The 14,802-nt window shown below is 71.8% G+C and carries 18 protein-coding genes; 8 read left to right on the top strand and 10 right to left on the bottom strand.

Annotated elements, in window-relative coordinates; translation table 11 throughout:
- Positions 1–93: 93 nt before the first annotated feature.
- The gene (locus OG811_RS18480; RefSeq protein WP_406067401.1) at positions 94–759 is read left to right on the top strand and encodes a potassium channel family protein; all 666 of its coding nucleotides are present in this window, start codon (positions 94–96) and stop codon (positions 757–759) included.
- A gap of 3 nt (positions 760–762) precedes the next feature.
- Entirely contained in the window at positions 763–1,452 is a 690-nt protein-coding gene (locus OG811_RS18475; RefSeq protein ID WP_406067400.1) for a potassium channel family protein, read from the top strand.
- Positions 1,453–1,477: 25 nt separating this feature from the next.
- Here OG811_RS18475 and OG811_RS18470 read toward each other — a convergent pair whose 3' ends face one another.
- The 4 genes from OG811_RS18470 to dut form a co-directional block, all read right to left on the bottom strand.
- Positions 1,478–2,161 carry a DUF3159 domain-containing protein gene (locus OG811_RS18470; RefSeq protein ID WP_406067398.1) on the bottom strand — a complete coding sequence of 228 codons (684 nt, stop codon included), beginning with the start codon at positions 2,159–2,161 and terminating at the stop codon, positions 1,478–1,480.
- 25 nt (positions 2,162–2,186) lie between these two features.
- Complete coding sequence (locus tag OG811_RS18465; RefSeq protein WP_406067397.1) at positions 2,187–2,561, bottom strand: OB-fold nucleic acid binding domain-containing protein; 375 nt, start codon at positions 2,559–2,561, stop codon at positions 2,187–2,189.
- Positions 2,562–2,675: 114 nt separating this feature from the next.
- Positions 2,676–3,338, bottom strand: a complete 663-nt coding sequence (locus tag OG811_RS18460) for a DUF3710 domain-containing protein (RefSeq protein WP_406067395.1) — start codon at positions 3,336–3,338, stop codon at positions 2,676–2,678.
- A gap of 25 nt (positions 3,339–3,363) precedes the next feature.
- Positions 3,364–3,900 carry a dUTP diphosphatase gene (dut, locus tag OG811_RS18455; RefSeq protein ID WP_406067393.1) on the bottom strand — a complete coding sequence of 179 codons (537 nt, stop codon included), beginning with the start codon at positions 3,898–3,900 and terminating at the stop codon, positions 3,364–3,366.
- An 84-nt stretch (positions 3,901–3,984) separates the two neighbouring features.
- Here dut and OG811_RS18450 point away from each other — a divergent pair, with 84 nt between their 5' ends.
- Positions 3,985–4,521 carry a DUF3093 domain-containing protein gene (locus OG811_RS18450; protein WP_406067391.1) on the top strand — a complete coding sequence of 179 codons (537 nt, stop codon included), beginning with the start codon at positions 3,985–3,987 and terminating at the stop codon, positions 4,519–4,521.
- A 22-nt stretch (positions 4,522–4,543) separates the two neighbouring features.
- Here OG811_RS18450 and OG811_RS18445 read toward each other — a convergent pair whose 3' ends face one another.
- Both OG811_RS18445 and OG811_RS18440 read right to left on the bottom strand, forming a co-directional pair.
- On the bottom strand, positions 4,544–5,341 hold the full coding sequence (locus OG811_RS18445) for a hypothetical protein (RefSeq protein ID WP_406067390.1): 798 nt from the start codon (positions 5,339–5,341) through the stop codon (positions 4,544–4,546).
- Between the two features lie 116 nt (positions 5,342–5,457).
- Positions 5,458–5,754: a DUF4193 domain-containing protein gene (locus tag OG811_RS18440; protein ID WP_007075406.1), complete on the bottom strand. Its 297-nt coding sequence runs from the start codon at positions 5,752–5,754 to the stop codon at positions 5,458–5,460.
- Between the two features lie 433 nt (positions 5,755–6,187).
- Between OG811_RS18440 and OG811_RS18435 the strand changes: the two genes are divergently transcribed.
- The gene (locus OG811_RS18435; RefSeq protein ID WP_406075790.1) at positions 6,188–6,703 is read left to right on the top strand and encodes a LytR C-terminal domain-containing protein; all 516 of its coding nucleotides are present in this window, start codon (positions 6,188–6,190) and stop codon (positions 6,701–6,703) included.
- Positions 6,704–6,739: 36 nt separating this feature from the next.
- On the opposite strand, the gene OG811_RS18430 is transcribed toward OG811_RS18435, so the two are convergent.
- The gene (locus OG811_RS18430; protein ID WP_406067388.1) at positions 6,740–7,561 is read right to left on the bottom strand and encodes an inositol monophosphatase family protein; all 822 of its coding nucleotides are present in this window, start codon (positions 7,559–7,561) and stop codon (positions 6,740–6,742) included.
- Positions 7,562–7,850: 289 nt separating this feature from the next.
- Here OG811_RS18430 and OG811_RS18425 point away from each other — a divergent pair, with 289 nt between their 5' ends.
- Both OG811_RS18425 and OG811_RS18420 read left to right on the top strand, forming a co-directional pair.
- A complete protein-coding gene (locus OG811_RS18425) occupies positions 7,851–9,446 on the top strand; it encodes an RNA polymerase sigma factor (RefSeq protein WP_406067386.1) in 1,596 nt (531 codons plus the stop codon).
- 245 nt (positions 9,447–9,691) lie between these two features.
- The gene (locus OG811_RS18420; protein WP_272616373.1) at positions 9,692–9,925 is read left to right on the top strand and encodes a hypothetical protein; all 234 of its coding nucleotides are present in this window, start codon (positions 9,692–9,694) and stop codon (positions 9,923–9,925) included.
- A 114-nt stretch (positions 9,926–10,039) separates the two neighbouring features.
- On the opposite strand, the gene OG811_RS18415 is transcribed toward OG811_RS18420, so the two are convergent.
- The 3 genes from OG811_RS18415 to OG811_RS18405 all read right to left on the bottom strand — a co-directional run bounded on the left by OG811_RS18415 (position 10,040) and on the right by OG811_RS18405 (position 12,862).
- Positions 10,040–11,773 (bottom strand): DEAD/DEAH box helicase, encoded by a 1,734-nt coding sequence (locus tag OG811_RS18415; RefSeq protein ID WP_406067385.1) that lies wholly within the window; start codon positions 11,771–11,773, stop codon positions 10,040–10,042.
- A 168-nt stretch (positions 11,774–11,941) separates the two neighbouring features.
- Complete coding sequence (locus OG811_RS18410) at positions 11,942–12,604, bottom strand: trimeric intracellular cation channel family protein (protein ID WP_406067383.1); 663 nt, start codon at positions 12,602–12,604, stop codon at positions 11,942–11,944.
- A gap of 39 nt (positions 12,605–12,643) precedes the next feature.
- Entirely contained in the window at positions 12,644–12,862 is a 219-nt protein-coding gene (locus tag OG811_RS18405; RefSeq protein ID WP_088946800.1) for a DUF3039 domain-containing protein, read from the bottom strand.
- 90 nt (positions 12,863–12,952) lie between these two features.
- Between OG811_RS18405 and OG811_RS18400 the strand changes: the two genes are divergently transcribed.
- Together OG811_RS18400 and OG811_RS18395 are read left to right on the top strand one after the other, a co-directional pair.
- Positions 12,953–13,888, top strand: coding sequence for a pseudouridine-5'-phosphate glycosidase (locus OG811_RS18400; protein WP_406067381.1), 936 nt, complete (start codon positions 12,953–12,955; stop codon positions 13,886–13,888).
- Complete coding sequence (locus tag OG811_RS18395) at positions 13,885–14,784, top strand: carbohydrate kinase family protein (protein WP_406067380.1); 900 nt, start codon at positions 13,885–13,887, stop codon at positions 14,782–14,784. The genes OG811_RS18400 and OG811_RS18395 overlap by 4 nt, the downstream gene beginning before the upstream one ends.
- The last annotated feature ends 18 nt before the right edge of the window (positions 14,785–14,802 follow it).

Here is a 14,802-nt window from a genome sequence, read left to right as displayed (position 1 = left end):
GTACGGTCGGTCCCCGCTGTCCGCCGGGACGTGGCAGGCTCGCACTCGGAGGCCATCGGCAACGGGAGCGGTACGCACCTTGGGAGGGACAGCGTGCACGTCGTGATCATGGGCTGTGGCCGGGTCGGGTCGACCCTCGCCCACAGCCTGGAGTCCCGGGGGCACTCGGTGGCGGTGATCGACCAGGACGCCGACGCCTTCCGCCGGCTCGGTCCCGACTTCGCCGGAATCATCGTGACCGGCGCCGGCTTCGACGGCGACGTGCTGCGCCAGGCTGGCATCGAGCGAGCGGACGCCTTCGCGGCGGTCTCCAGCGGCGACAACTCCAACATCATCTCGGCGCGGCTGGCCCGGGAGACGTTCGGCGTGTCCCGGGTCGCGGCACGGATCTACGACCCGCGCCGGGCACAGGTCTACGAGCGGCTGGGCATTCCCACCGTGGCGACCGTGCGGTGGACGGCCGACCGGATGCTGCGGCACCTGGTGCCGGAGGGCAACGTGGAGGTCTTCCGCGACCCCACGAGCACCGTGTCGATCGTCGAGGTCCCGGTGCACAAGGACTGGATCGGCCGGGCGGTACGCGCGCTGGAGGAGGCGTCCGGGGCCCGGGTGGCCTATCTGATCCGCTTCGGCATCGGCACCCTGCCCACCGCCTCCAGCGTCCTGCAGGAGGGTGACCAGGTCTTCATGCTCGTCAGCGACGACATCGTGGAGACGGTCACGTCGGTGGCGGCGACGCCGCCGGAAGGGGGGCGCTGAGCCATGCGGGTCGCCATTGCGGGTGCGGGCAACGTGGGCCGCTCGATCGCTCAGGAGCTGATCGACAACGGCCACCAGGTGATGCTGATCGAGCGCCAACCCAAGATGCTGCGTCCGGACCGGGTGCCGGCCGCCGAGTGGGTGCTGGCCGACGCGTGCGAGCTGAGCAGCCTGGAAGAGGCCAACGTCGCAGGGTGCGACGTGGTGGTCGCGGCGACCGGCGACGACAAGACCAACCTGGTGCTGTCGCTGTTGGCCAAGACCGAGTTCGCGGTGCCCCGCGTGGTCGCCCGGGTCAACCGGGCCGAGAACGAGTGGCTGTTCAACGAGCAGTGGGGCGTGGACGTCGCGGTGAGCAAGCCGCGGGTGATGGCCGCGCTGGTCGAGGAGGCGGTCACCGTCGGCGACCTGGTCCGGCTGATGACCTTCCGGCAGGGTGAGGCGAACCTGGTCGAGATCACCCTGCCACCGACCGCACCCTACGTCGGTCAGCCGATTCACGCCGTGCCGCTGCCCCGCGACTCCGCGCTGGTGGCGATCCTGCGCGGCAAGCGGGTGCTGGTGCCCAGCCCGGACGACCCGATCGAGGCCGGCGACGAACTGATCTTCGTCTGCACCGCCGAGGTGGAGGACGAGGTTCGCGCAGTGATCCTCGGAGCGGACAGCGTCGAGCGGACCCGCGGCTCACGCTGACCCCTTGCCGGCTGCCCGGCGCCGCTCAGGCGCCCGGCAGCGGGGTCGGCTGCGGCTCCCGGGTGATCCGGCGCACCGTCCAGACCGTGATCAGCAGCAGCAGCGCGTACGGCGGGTAGCCCAGCGCCAGCCGGGCCACGCCCAGCGCGGTGTCCTGGTGGGCCAGGTAGAGCCCGGCCTGCACGCCCACCTTGGCCAGCCAGACCACGCCCCAGAGCACGGTCAGCTGGGTGAAGACGCGCACCAGTTTCGGGTCGTCCCGCCACTCCGAGCGGCCCTTGGCGACCAGCACCGACCAGATCCAGCCCACCAGCGGCTGCCGGATGACCGCCGAGATCAGCAGGGCGATCCCGTAGCCGATGCCGTAGAGGATGCCGGGAAGGTAGAAATCGCGCTCGTCGCCGGTGCGCCAGGCGATGGCCGCGCCGACGCCGACGCCGAACAGCCCGTTGATGGCGTGCCGGATCGGTCGGCGCTGAGCCAGCCGCAGCCCGGCGATCAGCACAGCGATGGACACCGAGGCGATCACCGCCGGCCGCAGCTCACCGATGATGTTGGCGATGACGAACACCACGACCGGAATGCTGGACTCGACCAGCCCTCGCCAGCCGCCGAGCTGGTCGGCCATCTGCTCGGCGATCGTCGGCAGTCGCTCCTCGTCCTGAGGGCCCGTCCCCGGCTGTGCCGCCCGGTGCTGTCCCGTCGTCATCGCCGGCCTTCCGTCCGCAGCGCCGTCACTTCGGCGAGTCCAGCTCGTAGTAAGGGTTGTAAATGACCTTGCTGTCGTCGCGCACCGCCACCCGGCCACGCGCGGTCAGGTGCCGGCCCGGCTCGATCCCGGCGATGTGCCGTCGACCCAACCAGACCAGGGTGACCACGTCGGTGCCGTCATACAGGTCGGCCTCGAGGGTGGGCAGGTTGGTGCGCGGCGTGTAGACCACCGTGCGCAGCCGACCAGCGACCGAGACCAGCTGGCCCCGGGAGCACTGCTGGGCCGGGATCCCGCCGCACTCGGCGCTCTCCCGACGCAGCTCCTGCGCGTCGATCTCGGCCTCGCTGGCGGTGAACCGTTGCAGGATGCGCCGCACCCGGCTCTCGTCGGTCGTCATGACCTCCGCGTCACCCTCTCCACGCTCGCCGACCCCGGCCGGCCCCGGCGACGCCGGAACCGTCCCGCCAGCGTACGCCGACGGGGCTGGTTCCGGCGGGCCGGTGCGCGCGGGTCAGACCTGGCGCGGCTCGGCGGCGGCGTCGCCCACCTCGTCGTCGGCCTGGTCGGCGATCTCCCGGGGCAGCCGCAGCGGCAGCGGCTCGCGGACCGGCTTCGCCTCCTGGCCGCGGTCGACCACCAGGCCGTCCAGGCACTCGACGAGCGGCCCGGCCACGGCCGGATCGGTGGCCACCGGGCCCTGGAACACGCCCCGGACCATCCAGCGCGGCCCGTCGATACCGACAAACCGCAGATTGGTCGGGCCGTCCGGGGTACGCACCTGGGCGTGCAGCTCCGGGCCGTACTCGCCGTCGATCTCCTGCGCGCTCGCGCCGTCACGCAGCAGCGACTGGCGGATCTCCTCGCGCACCTCGTCCCAGATCCCCTCGGACCGGGGGGCGGCGAAGACGCCCAGCTGGAGCGCGTTGTCCCCATGCACCAGCACCACCTGCTGGATCACACCCTGCGGGTCGGCCTGCACCCGCACCTCGACGTCGGCGATCGCCGGGATGTGCAGGCCGCCCAGGTCGAGCCGCTGCACGTCGTCGTAACTCTCGGAGATGTCGTACGGGCCGCGCACCAACGTCGGCGCCGCATCGCCCTGGTCCGGGAGATCGGTGGCCCGCTCGTCACGGGTGTGCCCCTCGGCATCGGCCCGCTTTCGGGAGAAGATCACTGCGCCTGCCCTCCGCTGTTCACACTCACCCTGCCACCTCTTCCGTCTGCCCGCGGCCCGCGTCGTCCGGCCGCTGCTCGACCCGGTCCTGGCCCGCCGGCGACGACACCAGCCCGGCGTGCCCACCGGTGGACCCGTGCCCGCCGGTCCCGCGCCGGGACGCGGGCAGCTCAGCCACCGGCTCGAACCGCGCCCGTGCGACCTGCTGGACCACGAGCTGCGCGATCCGGTCGCCGCGGGAGATCTTCGCCGGCACATCCCGATCATGGTTGATCAGGTTGACCAGGATCTCACCCCGGTAGCCGGCGTCGACCGTACCGGGCGCGTTGAGCACCGTCACGCCGAGCCTGGCCGCCAGACCGGAACGGGGATGGACCAGGCCCACATACCCCGCCGGAAGCGCGATGGCCACACCCGTGGGCACCAGGGCGCGGCCGCCGGGCGGCAGCTCCACGTCCGCGGCCGCCACCAGGTCGGCCCCGGCATCGCCGGGATGGGAGTACGTGGGCAGCGGCAGCTCGGAGTCGAGCAGCTGCACGGGCACGGGTACGACGTCGGTCACAGGTCCCCTCTTCGGTCCGGTTCTCGGGGTGACCCTGCCATCCTGCCGGTTCGTCGAGCCGCCGTGCGCCGTACCCTCGCAGGAGTGAGCATGTCGCCCTCCCCGTCCGCCGATCAGCCGCCGGTCGCCGTCCGCACGGCGTATGCCGAACGGCTGGATCTGCCCTGGTGGCTGTGGCTGGTCGGGCTGGTGGCCGCCGCGCTGCTGGCCGTCGAGATCTGGATGGGCGCCTCCGGCGTCCGCGCCTGGCTGCCGTTCGCCGTGCTGCTGCCGCTCACCGCGGCCGGGTTGTGGTGGCTGGGCCGGATCCGGGTCGGTGTCGTCGACGCCGAACTGCGGGTGGACGACGCCCGCCTGCCGGTGCGCTTCGTGGCCGACGTGGTGCCGCTGGACGTCGCGGGTCGTCGTGAGGTGCTCGGGGTTGGCGCGGACCCGCTCGCCTTCGTGGTGCAGCGCCCGTGGATCAGCGGCGCGGTGCAGGTGGTGCTCGACGATCCGGCCGATCCGACCCCGTTCTGGGTGGTGAGCACGCGGCACCCGGTCGAGCTGGCCGAGGCGGTGCTGACCGCGCGAGACGCCGCCCGCCGGCTCGTCGACCGCCCGGCCGACGAGCCGGCCTGACCAACCACGTCGTACGCGCCCGTCAGGTGCCGGTCGGCGGGCCCGGCAGGGCCGCCGGTGGCGCGGGCCGGGCGATGCCCTGCCGACGCAGGTCCACCTGAAGCTGGTCGGCCATCTGCTGGGTGGCCCGACGGTTGAGGAAGCTCGCCACCGCCGCGCCGGTCAGGAACGGCCCGAGCGTGGTGAGGTTACGACCGAAACGCCGCAGCAGCATGTCCCGCAGTTCCTTGCGGACGGCGGTGCCGAGCACCGCGCCCACTCCCACGCCGGGCACCATCGGGTTGACCCCGCGCTGGGTGGACCAGGAGTGCACCAGCGCGACCGCCCGTTGGCTGCTGCCGGCCGGCAGCGCCACCCCGTGGATCTGGTGCAGCTCACCGACCAGTTTCAGCTCCACGGCCACCACGGCCACGGTCTCGGCGGCGAGCAGCACCGGGGCGGAGAGCAGAGTCGGTGCGACCGTCCACTCGACGGCGGCGACTCCCCCACCGGCCGCGCCGATCGCGGCGGTGGTCCGGGACGCGTTGCGGATGAGCCTGTCGGCCAGTGCGGCGTCGTCCAGACCGGGGAAGTGCCGGCGCAGAGCGTCCAGGTCCCGCACCGGTATGTGCGGGGCGACGTCGGCGACGGCGTCGACCATCCAGCGGATGGCGGCACGGGGCTTGAACAGGTCGGCGACACCCCGGGCACGGGCCTGCCCGACCAGCCGGGTCAGCAGTTGACGGCGCCGGGCTGGCTCGATGTCGTCCGCGGTCAACGCAGCGACGGTGGCGCCGAGGTCGTCCGCGCCGCCGTCGGTGGTGCCGCCTCGATCGCTCATCGGACCTCCCGGTGCTGTGGCTACCCGCTACGAGTCAAGCAGGTACCCACCGCCGCCGCACGCCTACACCGGCAGCGGCGACCCTGTTCAGGAGGCCGCCGCCGGTGTCGCGGTTGTCAGACGCACTCGCGGCAGATCAACTCGCCGTTACGCTCGACCGCCAGCTGGCTACGGTGATGGACCAGGAAGCAGCGGGCGCACCGGAACTCGTCCTGCTGCATCGGAAGCACCTTGACCGTGAGCTCCTCGTCGGCCAGATCGGCACCGGGCAGCTCAAAGCTCTCGGCCACCTCGGCCTCGTCGACGTCCACCGCGCCCGACTGTGAGTCGACGCGCCGGGCCTTGAGCTCTTCCAGGCTGTCCTCGCCGAGGTCGACCTCATCGCGACGCGGGGCGTCGTAGTCGGTGGCCATCGGTTTCACTCTCCCATATCGATGTTGTCGCTTCCGGTTGTAACGCCGGACGACGCTGTTTCGGTTCCGTTGGCCGGCCACCACTTGTGTCGGGCACCCGACCCGAGGACCGAACGGGTCGAGCTCGCTGAGGCAACACCCCTGCGAGCGCGGAACCTTACCCCCCATTGGGCGAGGCATGTATACCGCCCTTGTGGCTGGATGTACGCCCCCGCACGCGAAGTTGTTCCCGATGTGATTCAGGCGACACGAAGATAGGGGTAGTAGTACCTGGTTCACGGTCGGCGCGCCGGCATGTCGGGCTGTTTCCACGCGACGGCCGGACAACCGTTAACCTCAGCGGCGTATTCGACGGCCGACGGCCAGTCCGATCGGTGCCGGCCGCCGCCACCCACCTGAGGTCCCAGGGAGTGCCCAGATGAGTTTTGCGCGAGTGCGAGCACTCGTCGTCGTCGGCCTACTGGGGGTGCTGGCCCTGGCGTTCGTGGTCACCGCGATCGTCCGGGACAGCCAGGGGAAGGCAGGCACGGCCAAAAGCTGCCCGGAGGGCTGGCCGCTGGCCGACGTGACTCTGCACGAGCCCAAGGACGTCAAGATCAATGTTTTGAACGCGACCGACGAGCCCGGCCGGGCCGGCAGCGTCGCGGACGACTTCCGCAACCGCAAGTTCCAGGTCAAAAAGGTCGGCAACGCCCCCAAGGGGATCGACGACGTGGCAATCCTGCGGTACGGCCCCAAGGGTGTCGGGTCCGCGCACCTGCTGCAGGCGTACTTCCTCAACAACGCCGAGCCGGGCTACGACCCGCAGCGCACCGACGACGTCGTGGACGTGGTGCTGGGCAACCGCTTCCAGCAGCTCGCCACCACCACCGAGGTCAACCAGTCCCTCGGTGACATCGGCGCTCCGCAGGCACCGAAGGGCTCCTGCCCGTCCCCGGTCGCCAGGTGACGGCGTAACCGACCTGCCCCAACGGGGGGCGGTCGGTCAGGGGCCGCCGGCGGCGTCCAGCTCGGCCAGTCGGTCGTGCAGCGGCGCAAACAGCGCGGGCGGGGCCGCGACCACCAGGTCCAGCCCCGGCGGCCGACCGGCCAGGCCGGCGACTCGTACACCCGCCTCGGCGGCCACCAGTCCGCCGGCCGCCAGGTCCCAGGCCTCGAGGCCCTTCTCGAAGTACGCGTCGAGCCGGCCCTCCGCGACCAGGCAGAGGTCCAGCGCGGCGGCACCGAGCCGGCGGATGTCCCGTACGTGTGCGATCAGCCCGGCCACCACCTGGGCCTGGTGCGTGCGGCGCCCGGCGTCGTAGCCGAAGCCGGTGCCGACCAGCGCCTGCCCCAGGTCGGTCTCGCCGGAGCAGCGCAGCCGGACCCCGTCGCGCCAGGCACCGCCCCCGACCGTGGCCGTCCACTCCTCGCCGGTGCTCACGTTGCGCACCACACCGGCGACCACCACCCCGTCCACCTCGGCGGCCAGCGACACCGCGCTGTACGGCAGCCCGTAGAGGTAGTTGACGGTGCCGTCGATCGGGTCGACGATCCAGCGCACCCCGCCCGGCGTGGCCGGCCCGGTGCCCCCCGTGCCATATTCCTCGCCGAACACCGCGTCGTCCGGCCGCAACTGCTTCAGCGCGTCGAGCACCTGCCGCTCGACCGCCCGGTCGGCGGCGGTGACCACGTCGGTGACCGTACTCTTGGTCGCGGCCACCGAAACACCTTCGACCCGCATCCGGTACGCGGTGGCCGCCGCATCCCGCGCGACATCGAGCGCTGTCGCCAGAAGTTCCCGAGGTGACGATGCCGAACGGTCCATTCCAACGTCCCCTTCCCCGCACGACCGGGTGTTCCGGCTCAGGCGCGAGTACCATCCTTACAAAGTCCACATCAGCGCCGAATCGGCGGTCCCACCGCCGTTACGCAGTGCGGCGCAGGAAGATCGCGGCAGACGGCGTTACAATTCACCCCTGCCCACGCGCCACGGACCGCCGAACATCGCCGGTCCGGGACACGAGGGTTCCTCAACCACATCGCCCGGCCCGGTTGACCCACGCATGTGCCGGACGACCCCGCCGTGCCCGCTCTTCGCCTCCGGAAGGTCATTCGTGACAGAACCCCGCCAGACCGGCGCCGACGTTCGCTCGCTCACCGACACCCTGATCGCCCACGCCCAGAGCGCCGGTGGCCAGCTCACGTCGGCCCAGCTCGCGCGCACCGTCGAGTCCGCCGAGGTGACGCCGGCCCAGGCCAAGAAGATTCTGCGGGCGCTCTCCGAGGCGGGAGTGACCGTGGTGGTGGACGGCTCGGCGAGCACCCGCCGCCGCGTCGCCGCAGCCCGCTCGACCACGCCGGCGTCCCGGGCCACCACCGCCAAGACCACCAAGAAGGCCGCCGCGCCGGCCCCGAAGCAGGCCCCCGCCTCCGACGATGCGCCGTCGGCACCGGCACCGCGCAAGGTGGCCGCACGCAAGGCCACCGGCAGCCCTGCTGAGGGCGCCGCTACGCCGGCGAAGGCCACGAAGTCGACCCGGGCCACCAAGGCGACGGTCGCCGCCGCTGGCGCCAAGGCCGGCACCAAGGCCAAGGGCGAGGGCGCCGAGGGCGAGATCGACCCGGAGGAGCTGGCCGCCGTCATCGCGGACGTGGTGGTCGAGGAGCCGGCCGAGCTGGCCCAGGCTGCTGAGACCGACGCCGCCGCCTCGGCGACCGACAACGACTTCGAGTGGGACGACGAGGAGTCCGAGGCCCTCAAGCAGGCCCGGCGGGACGCCGAGCTGACCGCCTCCGCCGACTCGGTTCGTGCGTACCTGAAGCAGATCGGCAAGGTTCCGCTGCTCAACGCCGAGCAGGAGGTGGAGCTGGCCAAGCGGATCGAGGCCGGGCTCTACGCCGCCGAGCGGCTGCGCGCGGCCGACGAGGGCGAGGAGAAGCTCGTCCGGGAGATGGTCCGTGACCTGGGCTGGATCTCCCGTGACGGCGAGCGGGCCAAGAACCACCTCCTGGAGGCGAACCTCCGACTGGTGGTGTCGCTGGCCAAGCGGTACACGGGGCGCGGAATGGCCTTCCTCGACCTGATCCAGGAGGGCAACCTCGGCCTGATCCGCGCGGTGGAGAAGTTCGACTACACCAAGGGCTACAAGTTCTCCACGTACGCCACCTGGTGGATCCGGCAGGCGATCACCCGCGCGATGGCCGACCAGGCCCGCACCATCCGGATTCCGGTGCACATGGTCGAGGTCATCAACAAGCTCGGCCGCATACAGCGCGAGCTGCTCCAGGATCTGGGCCGCGAGCCCACTCCGGAAGAGCTGGCCAAGGAGATGGACATCACACCGGAGAAGGTGCTGGAGATCCAGCAGTACGCCCGGGAGCCCATTTCTCTGGACCAGACCATCGGCGACGAGGGCGACAGCCAGCTCGGTGATTTCATCGAGGACTCCGAGGCCGTGGTCGCGGTCGACGCGGTATCGTTCTCGCTCCTGCAGGACCAGCTCCAGCAGGTGCTGCAGACGCTCTCCGAGCGTGAGGCGGGTGTGGTGCGCCTACGCTTCGGCCTGACCGACGGCCAGCCGCGGACGCTGGACGAGATCGGCCAGGTCTACGGGGTGACCCGGGAGCGGATCCGACAGATCGAGTCCAAGACGATGTCCAAGCTGCGTCACCCGTCCCGGTCGCAGGTCCTCCGGGATTACCTGGACTGAGCGGGTTTCGTCAACCGAACGTGTCGTTTTGACCACCTGGTGTGCAACACCAGATGGAGATCGTTCGGATGCACGAATGTGATCGTTGACGTGGCACCCTGGGTGCACGGCACACTGTCCCTGCCAGGTGTGACCTCGGTCCCCCGCGGGCACACAGGGAAGGCAGTGCCTAGCAAGGGTGTTGCACGATAGGTGAGCAACGACCGAAGAGATTGTTCATCGGTGACGACCAGAGGAGGAAGGCGATGAACTCGACCCTCACGCCGCCGCCCGAGACGGTGGCGTCCCCAGCCGCCGATGAACGGTGCGACCGCTGCAATGCTGCCGGGAAGCTCCGGATCACTCTGACGGGTGGGAGTGAGCTGGTGTTCTGCGGGCACCACGCGAACAAGTACGCGGAGGATCTCGTGAAGATCACCGAGCGGTTCGCAACGGAGCCCGACTTCAGCTGGCGTGGCGCCGATCTGATGGCGAACTAGATCCGCAAACCGACATAGCCGACCGGAGACATCCCGAGGGATGTCTCCGGTCGGCTTTTCGCTGTCTCCCCGCAACACCCAAGATCCGCGAATCTTGCCCAACGAGGGGGCGGGTCAGAGGGTTTGCACGGTGGCGATGCGTTCCTCCAGCTGCTCGATCGTGGCCTGGGCGCTCGGAGGGCCGCCGCAGAGTCGGCGCAACTCGGCATGGATCTTGCCGTGTGGTTGGCCGGTGCGGTGGTGTCGGGCGGCCACCAGAGCGTTCAGCTGGCGCCGGAGCGCCACTCGACGCTGGGCGGCACTCATAGGTGCCGGCGGCGCCGCAGTGGGCGCAGCGGCCGGCTGAGCGGCCCCGTCGGCGGTACGACGACGCTGGGCGGCGAGCTGGGCGGCCTGCCGCTTGGTCAGCAGCAGGGAAACCTGGTCGGCGGTGAGCAGGCCGGGCAGGCCGAGGTATTCCTCTTCCTCGGGGGTGCCGGCCTGAGCCGCAGTGCCGAACGACGCACCGTCGAAGATCACCTGGTCCAACTCGGCGGTGGCCGAGAGCGCGGCGAACCGCTTCTCCAACTCCCCGCTGGCCTTGTCGTCGCGCTGTGCCCGTTCCAGCAGGTCGTCGTCGAGCCCGTCGGATTCCTTGGGTTTACCGAGCACGTGGTCCCGCTCGGTCTCCATCTCGCTGGCCAGCCCGAGCAGGTGCGGCACGCTGGGCAGGAAGACCGACGCGGTCTCCCCGGGCCGGCGGGCCCGCACGAACCGGCCGATCGCCTGGGCGAAGTAGAGCGGCGTGCTGGCGCTGGTGGCGTAGACCCCGACCGCGAGTCGCGGGATGTCGACCCCCTCGGACACCATCCGCACCGCGACCAGCCACCGCTGGTCGGACGCCGCGAACGTCGCGATCCGGGCGGACGCGCCCAGGTCGTCGGAGAGCACCACGGTGGCCTTCTCGCCGGTCACCTGCTCGATCAGCTTGGCGTACGAGCGGGCGGTCTGCTGGTCGGTGGCGATGATCAGACCACCGGCGTCGGCCATACCGGCGTTGCGCAGCACGGTGAGTCGGGCGTCGGCGGCCCGCAGCACCTGTGGCATCCAGTCCCCGGCCGGGTCCAGGGCGGTGCGCCACGCCTGCGCCACCAGGTCCTGCGTCATCGGCTCACCGAGGCGGGCGGCCAGTTCCTCCCCGGCATTGGTCCGCCAGCGGGTCTCCCCGGAGTACGCCAGGAAGAGCACCGGCCGGACCACCCCGTCGCGCAGCGCGTCGGCGTAGCCGTACACCGAGTCGGCGCGAGAGCGCAGCAGCCCGTCTCCGCTCCGCTCGTAGCTCACGAACGGGATCGGGTTGTCGTCGGAGCGGAACGGCGTCCCGGTGAGCATCAGCCGGCGTACGGCAGGCTCGAAGGCGGCCTTGACCCCGTCGCCCCAGGACCGGGAGTCGCCAGCGTGGTGGATCTCGTCGAGGATGACCAGGGTGCGTCGGGTCATGGTGCGCCGCCGGTGCACCTGCGGGGCCATCCCCACCTGGGCATAGGTGACCACCGCGCCGTGGAAGTCGGCTGCGGAGTGCAGATCGGCGTTGCGGAAGGCGGCGTCGAGTTGGATGCCCACCCGGGCCGCGGCGTCGGACCACTGGTTCTTCAGGTGCTCGGTCGGGGCGACCACGGTGACCGCCTCGATGGTGCCGTCACCGAGCAGCTCGGCCGCGATCCGCAGGGCGAAGGTGGTCTTGCCGGCACCCGGCGTGGCGACCGCGGTGAAGTCGTCGGCACGCCGGCGCAGGTACTCCACCAGCGCCTTGCGCTGCCAGGCGCGTAGTGCCGGGAACGTCTCAAGCACCGGCGTCCGGGCTGCCACGCGAAGCTCCTCTCCGACCGCACGACGGCGGACCCCGGGCGAGGGCCACGAGTGCCGCCGCCCATGAAAACGCCTCCGCGCAGAAGCTGCCGCGAAGGCCGACTCAGCATAACCAGCGCCGGGCACACGGCCCAGACGACGCCACGCTGGTCACATCTGTCGACCGCTTCACCACTCCCGGTCGGTGCGGGGATCCGCCCCGCCGGTACGCGGCGGGCGCAGCGTGGCCACCGGGGCGGACCAGCGCCGACGCAGCGCGATCAGGCGCAGCCCGAAGACCAGGACGGCGGCGGCGGTGAGCGGCACGGGCCCGGTCTGCCTGGTGACGTACAACAGCACCACCATGACCGCGCCGGCCAACGCGGCCAGCGCGTAGATCTCCCGGCGCAGCACAACGGGGATCTCGGCGGTGAGCAGATCGCGGCCGAGACCGCCGCCGATCGCGGTGAGCATGCCGATCAGGCAGGCGCCGACCGCCGGCACCCGGGCGTCGAGCGCCTTGAGCGTGCCGGTCACGGTGAACAGCGCCAGGCCCGCCGCGTCCAGCACCAGGACGGTGGTGCGCAGTCGGACCAGTTGCGGATGCAGCCAGAAGACGGCGAGTGCGGTGATCGCGGCGGTGGCCGCGTACCGCCAGTCGGCGAAGGCCAGCGGCGGCACCTCATCGATGACCAGGTCCCGGAGTATCCCACCGCCGAGGGCGGCCACGAAGCCGACGAACGCGACTCCGAACAGGTCCAGCCGCTTGGCCACCGCCGCCGAGGCCCCGGATGCGGCGAACACCGCAACCCCGGTCAGGTCGGCGAGGAGCAGGGCGGTGGAGGTGGTCACCGCCGCAGGCTACGTCGCCGGCCGGACACCGGCCGAGGTTCACTCGCGGTACGAGTCGTAGATCTCCTTGCACTTGGGGCAGACCGGCGAACCCGGCTTGGCGGCCTTGGTGACCGGGAACGTCTCACCGCAGAGCGCGACGACGTAGGTGCCCATGACGGCACTTTCGGCGATCTTCTCCTTGCGGACGTAGTGGAACATCTCGGGACCGGTATCGGCGTCCTTCAGCTCCGGACGCTCGAGAACCTCTGTGCTCACGTCTGCACCTCCGACCGACAAGTTTGGCAGGTCATCACGGCTGGGTCCACTTGAGGCCGGCTGGGGGCCGACCACGTACCGTTGTCAAATGTGACTGACTTTCGCATCAACTACGGCACCGACGTGGCCAACGCCCTGCACGACGGGCGGCCCGTCGTCGCCCTGGAGAGCACCATCGTCTCGCACGGCCTCCCCCGGCCGCAGAACCTCCAGGTGGCCCGGGAGATCGAGCAGGCGGTTCGGGACGCCGGAGCGGTGCCGGCGACGATCGGCATGATCGGCGGCGAACTGGTGGTCGGTCTGGACGATGCGCAGCTGACCCGGCTGGCCACCGTCGACGGGGTGACCAAGCTCTCCGTCCGCGACCTGGCGGTGGCGGCGGCGACCGGCGCGGACGGCGCCACCACGGTCGCCGCGACCAGCGCGGTGGCCGCCGCGGCCGGAATCGGAGTGTTCGCCACCGGCGGTCTGGGCGGGGTCCACCGGGAGGCCGCGCAGACCTTCGACGAGTCGGCGGACCTGATCACCCTGGCCCGGACCCCGATCGCGGTGGTCTGCGCCGGGGTCAAGTCGATCCTCGACGTGGGCGCGACGCTGGAGCGGCTGGAGACCCTCGGGGTCGCCGTGGTCGGTTACCAGACCCGCCGGTTCCCGGGCTTCTACCTCACCGACGGCGGCTTCGACCTGGACTGGTCGGTGGACTCGCCGGAGCAGGTCGCCGCCGTCCTCGCCGCCCGCGACCAGCAGTCCGTGCACGCCGGCGGTCTGCTCGTCGCGAACCCGCTGCCAGTCGACGAGCAGCTCGACCCGGAGCTGCACGACCGGACCCTCGCCGACGGCCTGGCCCGGCTGGGTGCGGACGGCGTGACCGGCAAGGCGGTCACCCCCTACCTGCTGTCGCACTTCCACTCGGCCACCGAGGGCGCCAGCCTGGCGGTGAACGTCCGGATCATCCTGCGCAACGCCGACCTGGCCGCGCGGATCGCGGTCGCCGCAGCCGCCCGCACCACCGCCGTTTCGGCATGACGCACCGGCCGCGGGTGGTCGTGGTCGGCGATGTGATCACCGATGTGGTCGCGGTGCTGTCCGGGCCGGTCGCGGCCGGATCGGACACGTCAGCGGAGATCAGCATCGGTGGGGGCGGCCAGGCGGCCAACACCGCCGCCTGGATCGCCGCGCAGGGGGTGGACGTCACGCTCGTCGGCGCGATCGGTGACGACGACGCGGGGCGGGACCGCCTGGCCGAACTCGACCGGGCGGGCGTCGACTGCGCGGTCGAGCGGGTCGAGGGCGTCCCGACCGGAACGGTGATCGTGCTGGCCACCGACGGCGAGCGCACCATGGTCAGCCAGCGGGGCGCGAACCTACGGCTGAGCGTCGCGCACGTCGAGCAGGCCCTCGCGGCGGTGCCCGACGCGGGGCATCTGCACCTGTCCGCGTACACCCTCCTGGACGCCGGGTCGCGCGGCGCGGGGCTGCGGGCGTTGGCCGCCGCCCGCGAGCGCGGGCTCACCACCAGCGTCGACGCGGCCTCCGCGGCGCCGCTGCGGCGGGTGGGCGCGGCGGCGTTCCTGAGTTGGGTACGCGACGTCGACCTGCTGCTGGTCAACGCGGACGAGGCCACGGTGCTGGCCGGCGGACTGGACCCGGCGGCGCAGGGGCGGGCGCTGTCGGCGACGGCCCGGCGGGTCGTGGTCAAGCGCGGCGCGGCCGGCGCGGTCTGGGTCGACCGCACCGCGGCTGTCAGCGTGGCGCCGGCCCGGCGGGTGGCGGTGGTGGACGTCACGGGGGCGGGCGACGCCTTCGCGGCCGGCCTGCTCACCGCCTGGCTCGCCGGTGCCACCCCGACCGCGGCACTGAGCCGCGCCACCGACCTGGGGGCGCTGGCCGTCTCCACCGTCGGCGCACGGCCACAGCCGTAACCGTCGGCGCACGGCCAC

Source organism: Micromonospora sp. NBC_01638 (assembly GCF_045209745.1).
Lineage (GTDB): Bacteria > Actinomycetota > Actinomycetes > Mycobacteriales > Micromonosporaceae > Micromonospora.
This window is presented reverse-complemented; position numbering and strand designations above follow the sequence as displayed.